The following is a 16,828-nucleotide window of genomic DNA, read 5'->3' as shown; positions in this document are numbered from 1 at the left end:
GCGCTTAAAGATAATTAGAATGGCTATATCCCCGCTACTTTTGGCCTAAATCCTTTAAAAACATACACCATGCTTACATTAACAAACATTTTAAAAATCAATGCCATCAGCTCAGGAACAACTGGCTTGGTATTGGTGATCTTTTCAAAATTCTCCGCGAACCTCTTTGCAACCACAACACAGCTGCCCTTTATAATTACGGGATTGTTCCTACTTATTTTCTCAATGTTCGTTGTTTATCAAGCCTATCAAAATCCCCTTAATGTAAAAAAAATTGTTTCGATCATTTGGATGGACAGACTGTGGGTCCTTACAAGTGTGGTGGCCGTACCTATATTGTACAATTCAATTTCTTCCACCGGGGTAGTGATTATTATGGCAATTGCCGTTTGGGTGGGGCTAATGGCCTATATACAGAATGCTAGATTGATCAGAATGTGAAGACTATGGACCGAATAAAACAGATTACCTGATCGGTGTCTGTTTTATTCTATCCTGTTTGAATATAAAATCATAACATTCAGCTTGTTAAAGCATTAAAACCATTGTTAAAATGAAGCCTATAAAACCCTACGGAGCAATAGCCATCAGCTTTTTTCTAGTGCTGTTATGCTCTCAAAACACATTGGCCCAGAAAAATAGCATATACACCTCTGACGATGTGAGCTTGTACTACAAGGACTGGGGCAAGGGAAAACCTTTGGTGTTCTTGCACAGTTGGGGCGTAAACTCCGATATCTGGCAGTATCAAATGAACCAATTGGCGAGTTCAGGGTTTAGATGTATCGCCTACGACAGGCGTGGTCATGGACGGTCAAGTCAACCGTGGAACGGTTATGATTATGATACTCTTTCTTCTGATTTAAACTCAATTATTGAGGACTTACGTTTAGAGAATGTAACCCTAATAAGCCATTCCATGGCCGGCGGGGAAATCATACGGTATCTTAGCAAATACGGCTCGGGAAAAATAGCACAAATTATATTGACCTCCCCAAACCTTCCGTTCATGCTCAAGACCGATGACAATCCATTTGGATTGGACAAAGAAGCCATTACCCGATTCACAACGTATTTACAAGCAGATATCCATGCCACTGTTCGTGCTGGTGTCACTAGTTTTTTCGGTGAAAACCCCACGGTTTCCCAAGATATGGTGGAATGGGGCCTCTCATTGTTTGGACAAACCTCATTGCAGGCCTTGATTGAATGTAATAAAAGTAATATACAGACCGATTTCAGAACAGAACTAAAACAGATTTCCGTACCAACTTTGATCATCCACGGTGACGCGGATGTATCGGCACCAATATCATTTACTGCAGGGCGAATCAAAAAACTCATACCACACGCCAAACTAAAGGTATATGAAGGAGCGCCACATGGTATCATTTTAACGCATAAGGAGCAAATGATAAAGGATATTGAATCCTTTCTAAAGGAAACCGAAAATTAAACAATACCCAAAACTGATTTAAAATGGGAATCATAAGGCATCGATCTCTTTTCATTTCAACCCTATATTGCTTCTTCTTCACCAGTTGGATATTGGCCCAAAAGACTGTTACGTTCCATTCCAAGGATGGACTAAACGTGACAGCAGACCTTTACATAATTGAAGAAAACGCACCGTACATAGTACTTGCACATTTATCCCAACATAGTCGAGGAGAGTATAAAAACACAGCTGCCAAATTCAATGCTGTGGGTTTTAACTGTTTGGCTGTGGACACCAGAACAGGAAACGAAGCTCTCGGTGTGGTCAACGAAACGGCCCAAGAAGCCAAAAAACTGGGCCTACCAACTGATTTTCTAAGCTCGGAACAGGATATCGTGGCTTCAATCGATTATGTATACGAATTGAACAACAATGATCCCATTCTATTATTGGGCAGTTCCTTTAGTGCATCCCTGGCATTGAAAATCGGAGCTTCCAATCCCAAGGTGAAAGCTGTAATGGCATTTAGTCCTGGGGAATATTTTGGGAATAAATTGAATCTAAAATCGGAAGTCTCAGGGTTTTCAAAGCCTCTCTTTGTTGCATCCTCCAAAAAAGAGGCACCTGATGTGACCGATTTGATCGATCATCTTTCATCAGATATAAAAGTACAGTTCATTCCTGACGGAGAAGGTGCGCATGGCTCTATCGCACTATGGGATTACAACGATAACCATGTGGAATATTGGACGGCCTTGATCGATTTTTTGGCTCCATTTAAACCCTAGTATACAAGATCATATATCCTCCAAGGAAGTGGCAAACCCAGTGGGCAATGCATGAATGATCCATAGAGAAGAAGTAGAAGAAAAGTCCATCCCTAATGGCCAACGAGGTACAATGGATCCTCTTGAATACATTTGGGCCATTAAAAAGATTAAAAACAATAACAGTATTGAAAATCGTGCCTTACACCAAGATAAAGAGACAAAGCAGAAGCTTTGCCGATAAAATGGGGAACATTGAACGTATCACAAATAAAAAAGAAGTGTACCGGATATATGGATGTTCGTGATTTAAAATTGGAAAAAATCAAATTTTCATGAAAAAACTAAATTCCTTGAATACACGCTATAAGCCTATTCAGCCAACGATCAAGCCGTCAAACAATAGCGTATGCTATCAAGAGGTAAAGCCCGAACCTACCTTAAGAAATGTCGCGTATTGTTATTGGCAACTAAAGACCAACCGATCCCTAGAGGAGCAGTTTATCTACAGAGTTGTCGCTGATGGTTGTATAGACATATTCTTTGAAGTATCCAAAGCCAGCGAGAGCTTTGTAATGGGGTTCTGTAAAAAGTATACCGAGTTTCCGTTGGAAAATAGTTTCAATTATATCGGTATTCGGTTTTACCCGACCATGTTTCCCCAACTATTCCATATCAATGCCAAAGAACTCAGCAACGATGTTTTTGAGCTTAATCTGGTTGTGCCGGCACTTGCAAACTATATAAAAAACAGAATCCATGCTGATATGTCCCTATCCCAGATTGCTGTTTTGCTTAATATGTATCTGATCAAGGTAACTTCAGATACGAAATTCCACTTGGATGACAGGCTCTATAGGAGTCTATCCCTAATTCTTGAAAAACAAGGAGTTTTGAAGACCGAAAAAGAGTTGGATACCGGAATAAGCCCTAGGCAATTGCGACGAATCTTCGATTACTACATCGGTACCTCTCCAAAAACCTTTAGCAAGGTCATCCAATTTCAAAACATTCTTTGCGCCAAACCATCGGCACAAAGTCTTAGACGCAATAAAATATTCTATGATATGGGCTATTCGGATCAGGCTCATTTTATCCGGGATTTTAAAAATTTCTATGGTGTTACCCCCAATAAGGCCTTTAAATAGAATCCATTAACCATACCACTATTGCTTACATCATAATACAATCACACCCTAGACCCAATACCTATGGACACAAAAATCCTTAGTGTCGTACCATTCCATTGGGCAACAAACTTTAAAAAATGACTATGAAAAAACCAATTTTAGGGAAGCCCGTTACTTTAAAACACCTACATGTATTGCTATTGATTTCCATCATGGGTTGTGATAAAAAGGAGCTTCCGCATGACATAGGCCTGAACGCCCGTCCCAATGCGGACAATACAGGTATACAAAAAGGAATAACGCTCAATACCTTTGCGGAAAACATTCCTGTAACAGGCAATATTGCAGCCATCACCGATTCCGATCAAATTTTTGAAAACCTTTCCTTTAAAGATCCTGGAAACGGCAACTATTATGTGTTTTATGGCAACAACCTGATACTAAAAAATTGTAAAATCCCCAATGGATTGCAGGTAAACGGAACAAATGTAAAAATCGAGCATTGTGAAGTTACCGGAGGAATCTCATGCTCCGGGGCAAAAGATGTTTCCATTTTATTCAACAACATCTCACATTTCACCCAAGGAGTCTATGTGGCATCGGATTCGGGACAAGCATCCAATATAAAGATTGAGAACAATTTCATCCATACTCCAGATCCTCCCTGCGAAGCCCACTCCGATGGTATCCAGGTAAGAGGGGTCAAACAAATAACCATAGCGAACAACACCGTTGATATGGGGCCATGGAAACAAGTATGTGGACTTGACGCCTATACCGCAGCTGTTTTTATACAAGATGTCAACGGTGGGAATGAAAATGTCATGATAAACCATAATTATATGAATGGTGGAGGAAGAATACTACTACTAACAAGGGGTAATGACATTAAAATAACCAATAATAGGTTTGGACGAGTCTATCAATATGGAGTTTATGGCAATGATGCAATGCCCGGGGACATTACCAAGTGGGAAAACAATGTTTTCGATGATAATGAAGAACCGATAACCCTCAATTAAAGGTATCGATCGGATTGTCCGATTTATTCAATTCCCGATCAAGCCGCTTTGATAGCTTTGTCCCAAAAACATATGAGGTCATGAAAAAAGTAATTTTAGCAACCATACTACTGTTCTCAGTCAATACCAAGGCACAAACTCTTAACTCAAAAACAAACACCATGAAATTGAATGCAGGAATCATTACCGAAAAATTGGCCGAAACCAAGAAGTTCTATACGGAGAAACTGGACTTTGGGATAACCTTTGAAAACGAATTCTATATTTTGTTGCATACTCCCAATAAGGAAACCCAACTCAGCTTCTTGCTCCCCAACCACCCATCCCAAAGATCGATATTTCAAAAACCTTTCAAAGGACAGGGAATGTACCTGACCATCGAGGTGGATGAGGTGGACAAACTGTATAATGAGCTAAAACAAAAAGGGGTTGCAATGGAAATAGAGATACGCGACGAACCTTGGGGCGACAGACATTTTGCGATTGTCGACCCTAACGGAATAGGTATTGATTTTGTCACTTACACGGCCCCCGAGGAAGATTAGATGAAAGTTGTCCCTGTACTTCAGAGATGGAATTTGAGCCTGCCCTGCCCTATCCCCAAGGGGTTTTATGGTATAATTTCATATACAAGTTCGGTTTGATCACCAAATGGATATAACACTTTTTCAAAACAGATGAATTTCACTCAAGCCTTGTTGCCTGTCTTATTATTAGTTCTTTTTACTAGTTGTAAGGAAAACTCAAAATCAAGGATTCATTATCCCCAGCCCTTACCAAAAGAGCTTCCCCAAACCTATTTAAAAGATGTTGTCTCAAAAGAAGGGTTGGATTTCAATGCCCTTTTTTCGCCTGATGGTAAGACGTTTTATTTTTCAAGGTCTGTCAAGAAAAAATACCTAATAATGGAAACCTCATGGAATGGCGGCTCCTGGTCCGAACCAAAAATCTCATCATTATTTGACACGATTTACTCCAATACCGATCCTTTCTTTGATCAAGATGGTTCGTTATATTTTATTTCCAATCGTCCAAGAACAACAAACGATACAATAGATGACTACGACATATACAAAATGGAAAACGGTAAATCTGGATTACGCCCAGCCAGACCTATTGTGGAAATCAATAGTGACAGTATAGAATATTATGTATCGGTTGCAAAAAACGGAAACATCTATTTTGCTTCTTACATAAACGGCAATCTGGATTTATATAAAAGCGAAAAAGTAGGCGCCACGTACGAAAAGCCAGTTTTCCTAAATGCCCTAAATTCAGAATTTGAAGAACACGACCCTTATATAGCTCCGGACGAATCGTACATAATTTTTACATCTACCAGAAAAGGAGGCTTTGGGGAGGCGGACTTGTATTTTTCAAAAAACAATGACGGCCACTGGACAGCCCCAATAAATTTAGGAAAGGACATTAATACGGCCACTTATGATTATTGCCCTTATATAACTCCAGACAGTAAGTTTTTCTTTTACAGCAGTGAGTTGGACGTAAAATGGATGAGTACGGATTTTTTAAAGAAATATAGGTGATGGCAAAGATAAATCATATCCAACCTACAGATAATTCCCATTCACAAGCTGTTGAACTTGCGTTGTTCAATAAAATGCTTTTCGTAAGTGGGCAAATACCACAAAATAGCAAAAGTGAAACACCAATGGATTTTAATGGCCAATGTCGATGTCAAGGGTGAAAAACTGTAATTGCAACTAAATAGAGGGTTTTTAATACGTTTGACCCTTGTCTGTTTTATTCTATGCCCAACAGTTTCAATGAACTAATATTACAGAATGAAAAACTTTATCATAACAGCATTGTTAGTTGCCGTAGGTAATTTTACAATTGGACAGGAGCAAAGGCCAACAGACAAGAATTATTCCGAAGAGGATATCTTTTTTCTCAACACCAAAGATACGATCCATGGAAAATTGATACTCCCCAATCAAAAAAAGGACAATTTGCCCGTAGTGGTCTTCGTTCACGGTTCAGGACCGGAGGATTACAGTTCTTCCAACCTTTACCGACCGCTTTGGGAAGAATTTACCAAAGCTGGATTTGCCTGCTTTTCCTGGGATAAGCCAGGCATTGGAATGTCCCAGGGAAATTGGTTTGATCAATCCATGGACAATAGGGCCTCTGAAGTAATCGCGGCATTCAAGAAATTGGAACAACATCCAAAGGTAGATCCCAACAAATTAGGTATGTGGGGAATAAGTCAAGCGGGCTGGGTAATCCCTAAAGTGGCAGAGACCATGGAACCTGCATTCATCATAACTGTTTCCAGTCCTGTTACCACAGCCTTTGATCAAGAGGCATATCGTCTTCGTTCCGAATTAAAAGCAGAAGAATTTTCAAAATATGCCATAGACAGTGCATTGGTCTATACACATCAAGTCAAGGATCTGGTTATGGCCGGTAAACCCTTCGCGGATTTTGATGCACTTCAGGAAAGTTTAAATCAATCCAATTGGTTCTCCCATACCATTTCGGGAGGCAAAGAAATTTACCGCTATCTGAAAGTGATCATAGAAAATGACCACATACCAAATCTGGATGCCCTCTCATGTCCTGTTCTTGCCATTTGGGGTGAAAATGATTTATTGGTGCCTCCACATTCGAGCGCCAATCAATATAAAAAAGTAATGGAGCAAATTAAAAACGAACGATTTAAAATGGTCATTATTCCAAATGCTGACCATACACTTACCTTTAATCATACAGGGAGGAGGACAGCAACTGTAGAAAGAAGGGAAAAATACAAGGACAATCCAAAAAAGATCTTTGCTCCCGGTTATCTGAAGTCAATGGTGGATTGGTTGAAAGGATTAGGATTTTGATATACAAACCATTACCACTCATGACCGGTATATTAACCAAAGCCTCATAGGTATTGATAAAGACATCTAAACATTCAAAAATGAAAACATGGGCAATCTTCATCCTTACGTTGGCCTTATGGGATACCAGTGCGCAAAAAACCGACTCTCTAAAACTTAAGGATATTTCACTTTATTACCATGAGTATGGTTTGGCAACCAAGGAACCCATACTGCTTTTAACAGGAGGACCTGGGAACTCATACAGACAATTGGAAGCTATGGCAACCATGCTTCAAAAAGATTTCAGGGTTATTCTGCCTGAGCAGAGAGGTACTGGCAAGTCGATTCCAACACCACTGGACTCCACAACGATTACCGTCGAAAAGGTCACCAACGACCTATCCCTTTTGTTGAACGAACTCAAAATAAAAAAGATAACCGTGATTGGTCATTCTTGGGGAGGAATGTTGGCAATGGGCTTAGCCGCCAATTTTCCCGAACAAGTTAAAAAATTAATATTGGTCTCTCCAGGTCCACATAAGGACGTTAAGGATGGGTTTGAAATTCTGACCGCAAATTATAACCATTCTTTTAGTTCGGTTGAATTGAACCGGTTAAATTATTTGAACGGGCTTGCCCTTGGGGATAACCTGGATTCCATACAACAAGTAGAGCTAAGGAAATTATCACGGAGACCCTATTTTTATATAAAACCTGTGCCTGATAGCATATTCCAAAAAATTTCATCGGATCGTAACCTGAGGACAACAGAAATCTTGGTCAAAGAAATTACGCGTTCTTACAATATTTCCAAAAAACTAAAAAAGTATAGCGGTGAGTTTTATGTCATTACCGGAAGACAGGATTTGGCCAGTTTCTGTTCTTATGATTTAAAGGTGGATATCCCATCCATCATTTTACATTGGATTGAGGAGAGTGGACACTTCCCCATGTACGAAAGACCCGATAGATTTTACGAAATCTTATTGAAAACGCTGGAATGACCTACACATATTGAAAACAACCTCCATCATTATAGACAGGTAGTCGATAGGCCGGTCATGGAAAAGGGATAAGGTCCATGAAAACATCATAATACGCCTTGCCCAAACCAACCCTGATGTCAATACCTTCAGGGCCACAACTCTTTTTCTTCCTATGGCAGGCCGTGTTATTATAACCTTCTTTCATCGATTCTATCAAAAAAAAGCTGTTTGTAATGTCTTCCAATGGGAATACTCTTCTTTCCAATATGGACATAGGCATGGTTGAACTTTGAGACTTTATGGATAGAAACCATAAAGGAACGGTGTACTCTTATAAAATGCTGTGCAGGCAATTTCGCTTCTATTTGGGACATACTCATAAGGGTGAGCAATGTTCCATGGTCAGTCACTATCTTTATATGGTTCTTGATACTTTCGACATACAGCAGTTCCTCCAAAAGCACCTTAACATATTCCCGATCGCACTTGATATAGAGAAAAGGCGCAGAAAAGGCCGAAACCTTCTCCAGTTCCCCTTGCGGTAGCTCAAGGTTCTTTTGAAAACTTTGGTACACTTTTGACAGGGCCCTCGCAAAGCGTTCAAAAGAAATCGGTTTCAACAAATAGTCGACAACCTCCAAGTCGTACCCCTCCAAGGCATACTCCTTATGGGCCGTGGTCAAAATAACCGCTGGTTTGTGCATCAGACTTCTTAAAAAATCAATGCCCGAAATCTTTGGCAATTGAATATCCAAAAACAATATATCCACCTTATTCTGTCGCAGGGCCGACAATGCGTCCATGGCATTGGTGTGGATACTGCTTATTTCCAAGTCGTTGAAATGGCCGATATGGTTTTCCAAAACCTTTATGGCCGGTTCTTCATCCTCTACGATCATGCATTTCATAAACTGATATTTAAATGGACCTGAAAGGTTTCTCCTGACCTGATATCCAATTTATGCGCTCCGGGATAAATGAGCCCGAGTCGCTTGTCCACATTCTCCAGTCCTATCCCGCTTTTTAGTTTAGGGGTACTTGCGGTTGGGGCAGCTACGCTGTTTTCAATTAAAAAGGACAGTTGGTTTCCATGGACTTGGATCAATATACGAATCCAGGATTTCCCCTGACTTTGTGAAACCCCATGTTTGAACGAGTTTTCCACAAATGGGATGAGCAATAACGGGGCAATCTTCTGCCCGGCAACATGTCCCTCCACTTCAAAGGACAGATCCAGCCGCCCCCCATATCTGATTTTTTCCAGTTCCAGATAGTTTTTTACAAGATCCAATTCTTTCTGAAGATCCGTAAATTTCACGTTGCACTCATACAGCATATAACTGATGATATTCGATAACTGAATCAAAGTACCCGCCGCCTTTTTGTCCCCATCAAGCACAAGTCCATAGATATTGTTAAGTGTATTGAGCAAAAAATGGGGTTGTAACTGGTTTTTCAGGATCTGTAATTCAGAGCTTATCTTCTCCTCTTTTAAAAGAGCGTTCTGACGTTCCTGTCTAAAGTGTCGCTGGATCATCTTGATCACCACTACCAAGGAAGCGATGTATACTAGGTCCACGGCCCGAAACAGTGTTTTTACGGACCAAAACTCGGAAGGTTGGTCATTTGCCACTTCCGGGAATGTCTGTAAGAGAAAGGTCATCACCCCTACACCCAAGAAGGCGAAGATCAACATCAATATAAAAAGGACCACATATTGTTTCTTGGGCAAGAATTTTGGAAAAAGAAAATAGGCCACAAAATAGGCATAGGGCAATTTCACAGTCATTAGCATGAGTTCAAGCCAGAACCACTCCTCATATCCAGTACCTTGATAAGATGCGTTCAGAACACAGTAAAATGTGAGCCAAAATCCCCAATAGAGTACGTGCCTGAATACTCTATTGAACGACCAACCCTTATATTCCTTCTCCAAAGAAAACATTACATCCTTGATTTTCGCTTACAATAAACAACAATTTTATTGGGTCTAAATACCACAAAGTACGAACTACGGTTTTCCTGATTTAAATCACCGGTTTAGGTACGCAAACGGCACCAAGGTGACCAAAACTTGAATTTTCATATTGTTTTTGGTCGGTTGTCCCTTTTTGCTTTTCCCGGGCCGGGCGGTCCATAATTTAGTCGAAAATCGTTTAAAAATGAGACATCGACTTTGCTTTTTCAGTATTCCCTTTATTTTATTTTCCTGTGGTCTGTATGGTCAACAGAACATTGTCGGCATTGTGGCCGATGAGGACAACAACCCCATCCCCTATGCCAATGTACTGTTGTTGCGCTCCCGCGATAGTACTATGATCACAGGCACCATAAGCTCGGAAGAGGGCCGATTTGATCTTGTGAACAACTCCGCAGGACAGGTCATGGTAAAAGTCACTCTTCTGGGCTTCCAGGACCATTTTTCGTCTTACCTGCCCCAGGGTAATGGCATAGATCTGGGAACAATACGATTACCCGTGGCCGCACAGGCACTGTCCGAAGTCGTGGTAAGTGGGAACAAACCACTGATTCAGCAGAAAATAGACAGGACGGTCGTGAATGTGCAGAGTGCTGTTTCCAGTGTAGGCAATACAGCACTCAATGTGCTGGCAAAATCCCCTTCCGTCATGGTAAACCGATCCACGAACCAGATCAGCCTCATGGGGAAACAGGGGGTATTGGTCATGCTGGACAACAAGCAGATGCGGATGGAAATGCAGGAACTCATCAATTTTCTGGCCACTATGCCCGCTGACAATATTGATACCATTGAGCTGATCACTTCGCCACCGGCAAGCTATGATGCCCAGGGAATCGGAGGAATCATCAACATCAACACATTGCGAAAAACTGGCGAGGGATGGACCGGGAGTTTCACGGCCAATGGAGCCTATGGACAACGGGGCAAATACGGCGCTTCCATAAACCTAAGTTATCAAAGGGATCGGATATACTTCTTTACCAATGCATCCGCCAACTTCAACCACAATTATGAAGACGTAGCCCTACTTACCGATTACAGTACGACCGACGAAAGAGTGCTATCCGATCTTTTTATCGAGCGGCATTCCAACACGGGGCTGTATGCCATGGATCTGGGCCTTGACTATGAAATTGACAAGAACACCACAATTGGCTTGATGTCTTCCATAAACATAAGGGATTGGAAAATGGATGCGGTTTCGGAAACCGATGTACAGAGCACGGGCACTGGAAACTTTGTCGAGCTTGTGGAAAGTTTTGAGAAGAACTATCTGTTCAGAACATTGCTGAACGTGAACTTCAGACATGATTTTTCCCAAAATTCCAGCCTGCGCCTCGATTATGACAATATTGGGTTTAAACGGGAAAACCCAACGGACTATATTGTATTTCGCTTATTTGATGACGGTAATGGAGAATCCAATGACTTTATATCCGACACGAACACCCCATTGGACATCAATGTCCTCAAGGCGGATTTCAACACCAGTCTCTCTGATAAAATTGATCTGGAAACCGGGCTAAAGACCACTCTGTCCAAGTTCAGGAACGACGTTGTGGTATCCCGTGAGACCGGCAGTGGTTTTGAAGAAGATGACCGTTTCACGGACATTTTTGACATGCAAGAGGAAATCCATGCCGCCTATATCTCCTCAGATTGGAGGCTGAACCCAAGTCTATTGCTAAAAACCGGGCTACGTTACGAGTACTATCGGCTGGATCTGGGTTCTATTGGCCAAGGGCAGATTGTGGACCAGGTCCAAAACAATCTGTTCCCCAGCATCTATCTCAGCTATGAAAAAAGTGAGGACAGTGAATGGAACCTTTCCTATGTACAGCGCATCGAGCGGCCCAGCTTTTTGAACCTTGCCCCCTATTTTTACTTCTTCAACCAAAATACGCTGTTCACGGGAAACCCTAACCTGATACCTTCCATCGCCAATCAATTTAAAATAGACTATCGGTACAAAAGATTGAACCTTGGCCTACAGTTTACCCATGCCCGGAATCCCATTTTCAATTGGTACCCGGCCTTGGAGGGCGACCCACAGGTCGTGGTGTTCAGGGCCCAACAGGGAAACAGGAACCAGATTGCCTCACTCACCGCAAACGTCCCATGGCGCTTCAACTCATGGTGGACAAGCAGGTACAACCTCTTGGCCAACTATCTGGTCCAGACACCACGTATAAACGGGGTCGAGGTCACGGCCCGGAATACAAGCTATACTTTGAGCACCGTGCAGAGTTTTAAGCTGGGACAGGACCTTGACCTAGAGGTCTCAGGGGAATACAACTCGACCCAATTTGAAGGTGTTATACGAACGGAACCAAGGGTTGCCTTGGATATGGGACTTCGTAAACGCTTTCCTTCAGGAACCACATTGTCCCTCAACATCAGCGATGTCCTGAACACCAGTAGTGAGTGGAACATTATAAGTGACACCTCCGACTATGACGTTTTTTACGATTGGTTGTTTGACAATGAGGGACCGGTTTTCAGATTAAGCGTAATGGTTCCTTTTGGAGACAATGCAAGTCGGGACAGGCAGCGAGGGAAATCCGGTTCTGATGAGGAACAAAGAAGACTGAACTAAGATTTTCCGTGTTGGCGTGCATCCCTTTTTATGATCATCCGTGGCTACCTCCTTTCTTTTGTCATCCCTCTTTGATGTGGTTCCACTCCACACCGTGTTTCATTATATTTCACAGGTCCTTCATTCCTTTATGCGGAACCTCGGCCATAACAGCTATACTAACCTGTTTTTTTGTCAAGAAGCAAAAGCAGGAATGGACAAAGGGAAATTTAAGGGTTAAAAAATGTGACAGGGAATGGTTACGCCAAGTTGTCTCTTTGGTAATATTCCGTTCTCCTGTTGTACCATGAAAGATTCCATGTACTGGATTACATCAATTCAAGCTTGCTCTTTCATAGTTGTAGCGCTTCTTGTAATCCAAGGGTGTCAATCCAGTTACCCTTCTAAACACCTCACGAAAAGCTTTTTCATCAGTGTATCCGACTTCATACATGACTTCACTGATGGTTTTACCGGTCGTCTCGAGTTCCTTTTTGACCACCTCCATTTTTACCCTTTGGATGTAATCCAAAGGGGTATTCCCTGTAGCTTTGACAAATCTCCGGTCGAACTGTCTACGGGTAACTGGGAATTTTGATGACAGGTCAGTAATGGAAATTTTTTCACGTACATTGTCTTCAATGTAAGATTGGGCCTCCTTGATCAATTCGTCACCATGCATTTTTTGGCTTTTGAATATGATGAACGAGGATTGGCTCTTCCGATCCATTTCAATCTGGAACACTTTGGAGCAGAAAATCGCCGTCTCCCTGTCATAATACTTCTCCACCAAATAGAGCATAAGATTCAAAAACGAATAGCCCCCTCCATTGGTATAGATTCCGTTTTCATCCGTAATCAGCTTTTCGGTCCGTACATGTATCGTGGGGAATCTTCGCTTTAAATCAGCCGAGGCCGCCCAATGCGTGGAGCAATTTCTTTCATGCAACAGACCAGCCGCCGCCAGAAGAAATGCCCCTGTACAGATACTCGCCAATTCCGAACCCTTCATATACTGGTCCCTAAGCCAATCGATAAGGCTTTGGTTGTCCCGGATGGTCGCTTCATAATTGTGGTTGAGCGATGGAACGATGATCAGGTCCGCCCTTTCCATCGTTGCCATATCGGCCTTGGGCCTAACACAGAACAAACCATCATAAAAATTCACTTCTTTGGAGGTCCCCACCAAGTCGATATCGAATACTTTCCTTTTACCACGCTCCATCCAATGGGCATTCGCCCTGGAAAAAATCTTATAGGGCCCCACAATGCTGCTTAGATTGTTTTCCCCTTCCGGCACCAAAATGACTAACTGTTTCATGATAACATTTTTGTAAATTTAATAGAATCACACGTCCAAATCAACCCGTTACAAAGTCTATTTTACAACCCTGTAGCAGTACTTTCAAATAGTACTTTTGGATTCAAAGAGGATTTATAAAAACCAATGTCGAATTCATGTAACCCCAAACAGCCGTTCGACCAAAACAATTACAAATGGTAGATATCATACATAGGGTGGGCATTACGGCCCCAATTTCAGAAGTATACAAAGCATTGGCATCCGTCGAAGGCATCCAAGGTTGGTGGACCCAGACCACCACGGGTACATCGGCAGAGGGAAAATCGATACGTGTTCAATTCAATTCAAGGGAAGGGGTGGAAATTGGCAGTATGGACATGCTCGTGAAATCCCTAGAGTCGGATAAAAAGGTACATTGGCACTTTACCGGGGGACCTGAGGAATGGCTCGGCACGGATGTGACATTCGACCTGCATACTGAAGGGGACCATACCATCGTGCTCTTTGGCCATAGGAACTGGAAAGAGGCAGTGGAATTCACAGCGCACTGCAGTATGAAGTGGGCCATATTCCTATTGAGTCTCAAAGAACTGGTCGAAACAGGCAACGGTAGGCCTTCTCCCAATGACGTCAAGATAGACAATTGGAATTGACACCATAGCCTGGCAATTATCGGGATATTGGACCATGGTAAGAGGATTAGGTTTCCAAATCACACTTTGACAGTTTTCCACTTTCCTCTTGAAAAGAGCCATAGGGTAAAGACCCCTACCCCTGTCTCTGAGACAAATACGGCCCAGAACACCCCAGAATAGCCCCATTCGAATTCAAGGGCAAGAAGATAGGCCAACGGAATCTGGATCAACCAGAAAAAGACGAGATTGATCTTGGTGGGTGTTCGGGTATCCCCTGAACCGTTAAAGGCCTGGACAGAGACCATCCACCACCCGTACACAAAATAAGCATAGGACAATATCCTGAGCCAAGTGCCTCCGATTTTGATGACATTCGCATTGGAAGTGAACAGTCCCATCAGGGTATGGTTAAAGAAATAATAAACCAAGGATACCCCTATCAGGAATGCCATATTGTACAGACCAATCTTCCATACCGCCGATTCGGCCCTTTCAGGATGGTCAGCCCCCAAGTTCTGTCCCACCAAGGTTGCTGCGGCATTGGAAAGCCCCCAAGCAGGCATCAAGGTAAAAAGCATAATGCGTAGGGCAATCGTGGAGCCGGCTACGGCATCACTACCGATATCCGCCAAAATACGCATGACAAAAATCCATGAGGTCATGGCCACCAACATCTGACCGACCCCGCCAAGAGAGGTCCGTACGATATTAAGAATCACCTTTCCGTCCCAATAGAGCTGCGAAAAGGTGGTCCTAATATGTTTTCCGCCCTTAAAGAGCACCCATAACTGCGTGGCAACCCCAATGCTACGCCCCAAATTCGTGGCAATGGCAGCTCCTTCTATTCCCATGGCCGGAATCGGTCCCCACCCAAAGATAAGCAGCGGATCGAGTACCATATTGAATCCATTGGCGATCCACAGGACACGCATGGCAATGGCCGCATCACCGGCACCGCGAAAAACCGCATTGATCACAAACAATAAAATGATGATGCCATTTCCTCCCAGCATCCATTGGGTATATTTATAACCGTGTTCCAAGGCCCATTGATCCGCGCCCATAAGGGCCAACAGCTCCTTGGCAAAGAATATGCCCCCAATGGCAAAGGGCAATGAGACCAGTACGGCCAGTACAATGGATTGTATGGCAGCGGCCCCTGCATCCCCTTTTCTCTTTTCCCCGATACGTCGGGCTATGATCGCCATCACGGCTGTGGATAGTCCCATGGCAAGGGAATAGAGCAAAAAGAGATAGGTTTCGGTCAAGCCCACGGTGGCGACGGCCGAAGCACCCAACTTCCCCACAAAATAAATATCGACAACGGCAAAAGTGGATTCCATGACAAGTTCCAAGATCATGGGTACGGCCAACAAAAAAATGGCCCTCTTCAAATCAATTTTGGTATAGTCGGCCTCTGTGCCCCGTATTGCATCCTTCAGCGCTTGCCATAAGCTACGTTTTTGTGAATCTAACTGTGGTCTGTCCATAGAGCGAAAAAATTAAGTTTCAATTAAATGCATATAGCGGCCTCACAAAATAATGGAAAGAAATCGACAACAAGAAAGGGCTATACCGTCACTTTATAAGGTCGATTGCGCCACGGGCATATCGTATCTTTGGGATATGCATACCCTGTACACCCTTATTCCCCAAACCATGGTCACGTCTATTGGATACATTGATCATCTGTAGAATACCAATAGGGAAACGCCTATTTCCTTTGATTGCCCTTGTAGGCATCCCTTCAAGCAAAAATGACCGGAACAGGGTAACGGGCCATAACCGGAGCCCCATCGACCGGATAGTACGGGAACGAATAATGCCAGGGAGCATTTCAGGGAGGAAAGGATAGATATTGTCATCCATTTTCCGGGGAAGCACTTTAATGAAATCTTGAATGAGCAGGTCCATCCGAAGCAGATGTAAACACGAAATGCAGAACCAGTTGAAGGAAATGTCATAGGCTCGGGCAGAAAACATCAATTGCAGTAAATTACCATAACTCTCAGTCCTTTATAAATGATTCTGGTCTCAGGGTAATCTTTGACCCTATTATTCAACGTTCGACCCCGATTATATGCGCCAGTGTATTTTACCATCAAAGGTTGACGTGATTTTTGTTGTTTTGTATCATGCCAGAAACCCAAAACCCAA

General features: G+C 42.6%; 16 protein-coding genes. 11 read left to right on the top strand and 5 right to left on the bottom strand.

Annotation, left to right across the window (positions count from 1 at the left end):
* Positions 1-69: 69 nt before the first annotated feature.
* The 9 genes from F8C76_RS02305 (at position 70) to F8C76_RS02265 (ending at position 8,195) form a co-directional block, all read left to right on the top strand.
* Positions 70-441: a hypothetical protein gene (locus F8C76_RS02305; protein ID WP_152130294.1), complete on the top strand. Its 372-nt coding sequence runs from the start codon at positions 70-72 to the stop codon at positions 439-441.
* Between the two features lie 112 nt (positions 442-553).
* Positions 554-1,456, top strand: coding sequence for an alpha/beta fold hydrolase (locus tag F8C76_RS02300; protein WP_152130293.1), 903 nt, complete (start codon positions 554-556; stop codon positions 1,454-1,456).
* A 23-nt stretch (positions 1,457-1,479) separates the two neighbouring features.
* Positions 1,480-2,226 (top strand): alpha/beta hydrolase, encoded by a 747-nt coding sequence (locus tag F8C76_RS02295; protein ID WP_152130292.1) that lies wholly within the window; start codon positions 1,480-1,482, stop codon positions 2,224-2,226.
* 314 nt (positions 2,227-2,540) lie between these two features.
* Positions 2,541-3,353 carry an AraC family transcriptional regulator gene (locus F8C76_RS02290; RefSeq protein WP_152130291.1) on the top strand — a complete coding sequence of 271 codons (813 nt, stop codon included), beginning with the start codon at positions 2,541-2,543 and terminating at the stop codon, positions 3,351-3,353.
* Positions 3,354-3,478: 125 nt separating this feature from the next.
* Positions 3,479-4,357, top strand: coding sequence for a right-handed parallel beta-helix repeat-containing protein (locus F8C76_RS02285; RefSeq protein ID WP_170283952.1), 879 nt, complete (start codon positions 3,479-3,481; stop codon positions 4,355-4,357).
* 161 nt (positions 4,358-4,518) lie between these two features.
* On the top strand, positions 4,519-4,902 hold the full coding sequence (locus F8C76_RS02280) for a VOC family protein (RefSeq protein WP_152130289.1): 384 nt from the start codon (positions 4,519-4,521) through the stop codon (positions 4,900-4,902).
* 282 nt (positions 4,903-5,184) lie between these two features.
* Positions 5,185-5,904: a TolB family protein gene (locus F8C76_RS02275; RefSeq protein ID WP_170283951.1), complete on the top strand. Its 720-nt coding sequence runs from the start codon at positions 5,185-5,187 to the stop codon at positions 5,902-5,904.
* A 258-nt stretch (positions 5,905-6,162) separates the two neighbouring features.
* Positions 6,163-7,209 carry an alpha/beta hydrolase family protein gene (locus F8C76_RS02270; RefSeq protein ID WP_152130287.1) on the top strand — a complete coding sequence of 349 codons (1,047 nt, stop codon included), beginning with the start codon at positions 6,163-6,165 and terminating at the stop codon, positions 7,207-7,209.
* Positions 7,210-7,289: 80 nt separating this feature from the next.
* The gene (locus F8C76_RS02265) at positions 7,290-8,195 is read left to right on the top strand and encodes an alpha/beta fold hydrolase (protein WP_152130286.1); all 906 of its coding nucleotides are present in this window, start codon (positions 7,290-7,292) and stop codon (positions 8,193-8,195) included.
* Positions 8,196-8,365: 170 nt separating this feature from the next.
* Here F8C76_RS02265 and F8C76_RS02260 read toward each other — a convergent pair whose 3' ends face one another.
* Positions 8,366-9,085 carry a LytR/AlgR family response regulator transcription factor gene (locus F8C76_RS02260; protein ID WP_152130285.1) on the bottom strand — a complete coding sequence of 240 codons (720 nt, stop codon included), beginning with the start codon at positions 9,083-9,085 and terminating at the stop codon, positions 8,366-8,368.
* Positions 9,082-10,122, bottom strand: coding sequence for a sensor histidine kinase (locus tag F8C76_RS02255; protein WP_152130284.1), 1,041 nt, complete (start codon positions 10,120-10,122; stop codon positions 9,082-9,084). The genes F8C76_RS02260 and F8C76_RS02255 overlap by 4 nt, the downstream gene beginning before the upstream one ends.
* Positions 10,123-10,339: 217 nt before the next feature.
* On the opposite strand from F8C76_RS02255, the gene F8C76_RS02250 reads away from it, so the two are divergent.
* Positions 10,340-12,754 carry a TonB-dependent receptor gene (locus F8C76_RS02250; RefSeq protein ID WP_152130283.1) on the top strand — a complete coding sequence of 805 codons (2,415 nt, stop codon included), beginning with the start codon at positions 10,340-10,342 and terminating at the stop codon, positions 12,752-12,754.
* A gap of 313 nt (positions 12,755-13,067) precedes the next feature.
* Here the strand turns inward: F8C76_RS02250 and F8C76_RS02245 are convergent, their stop codons facing one another.
* Positions 13,068-14,054, bottom strand: coding sequence for a GlxA family transcriptional regulator (locus F8C76_RS02245; protein ID WP_152130282.1), 987 nt, complete (start codon positions 14,052-14,054; stop codon positions 13,068-13,070).
* A 176-nt stretch (positions 14,055-14,230) separates the two neighbouring features.
* Here F8C76_RS02245 and F8C76_RS02240 point away from each other — a divergent pair, with 176 nt between their 5' ends.
* Complete coding sequence (locus F8C76_RS02240) at positions 14,231-14,689, top strand: SRPBCC family protein (RefSeq protein WP_152130281.1); 459 nt, start codon at positions 14,231-14,233, stop codon at positions 14,687-14,689.
* Positions 14,690-14,748: 59 nt separating this feature from the next.
* Here F8C76_RS02240 and F8C76_RS02235 read toward each other — a convergent pair whose 3' ends face one another.
* The gene (locus F8C76_RS02235) at positions 14,749-16,161 is read right to left on the bottom strand and encodes an MATE family efflux transporter (protein WP_152130280.1); all 1,413 of its coding nucleotides are present in this window, start codon (positions 16,159-16,161) and stop codon (positions 14,749-14,751) included.
* A gap of 88 nt (positions 16,162-16,249) precedes the next feature.
* Complete coding sequence (locus tag F8C76_RS02230) at positions 16,250-16,654, bottom strand: hypothetical protein (protein WP_152130279.1); 405 nt, start codon at positions 16,652-16,654, stop codon at positions 16,250-16,252.
* Positions 16,655-16,828: the final 174 nt, after the last annotated feature.

The organism is Flagellimonas olearia (genome assembly GCF_009184425.1).
Classification (GTDB): domain Bacteria; phylum Bacteroidota; class Bacteroidia; order Flavobacteriales; family Flavobacteriaceae; genus Flagellimonas; species Flagellimonas olearia.
This window is presented reverse-complemented; position numbering and strand designations above follow the sequence as displayed.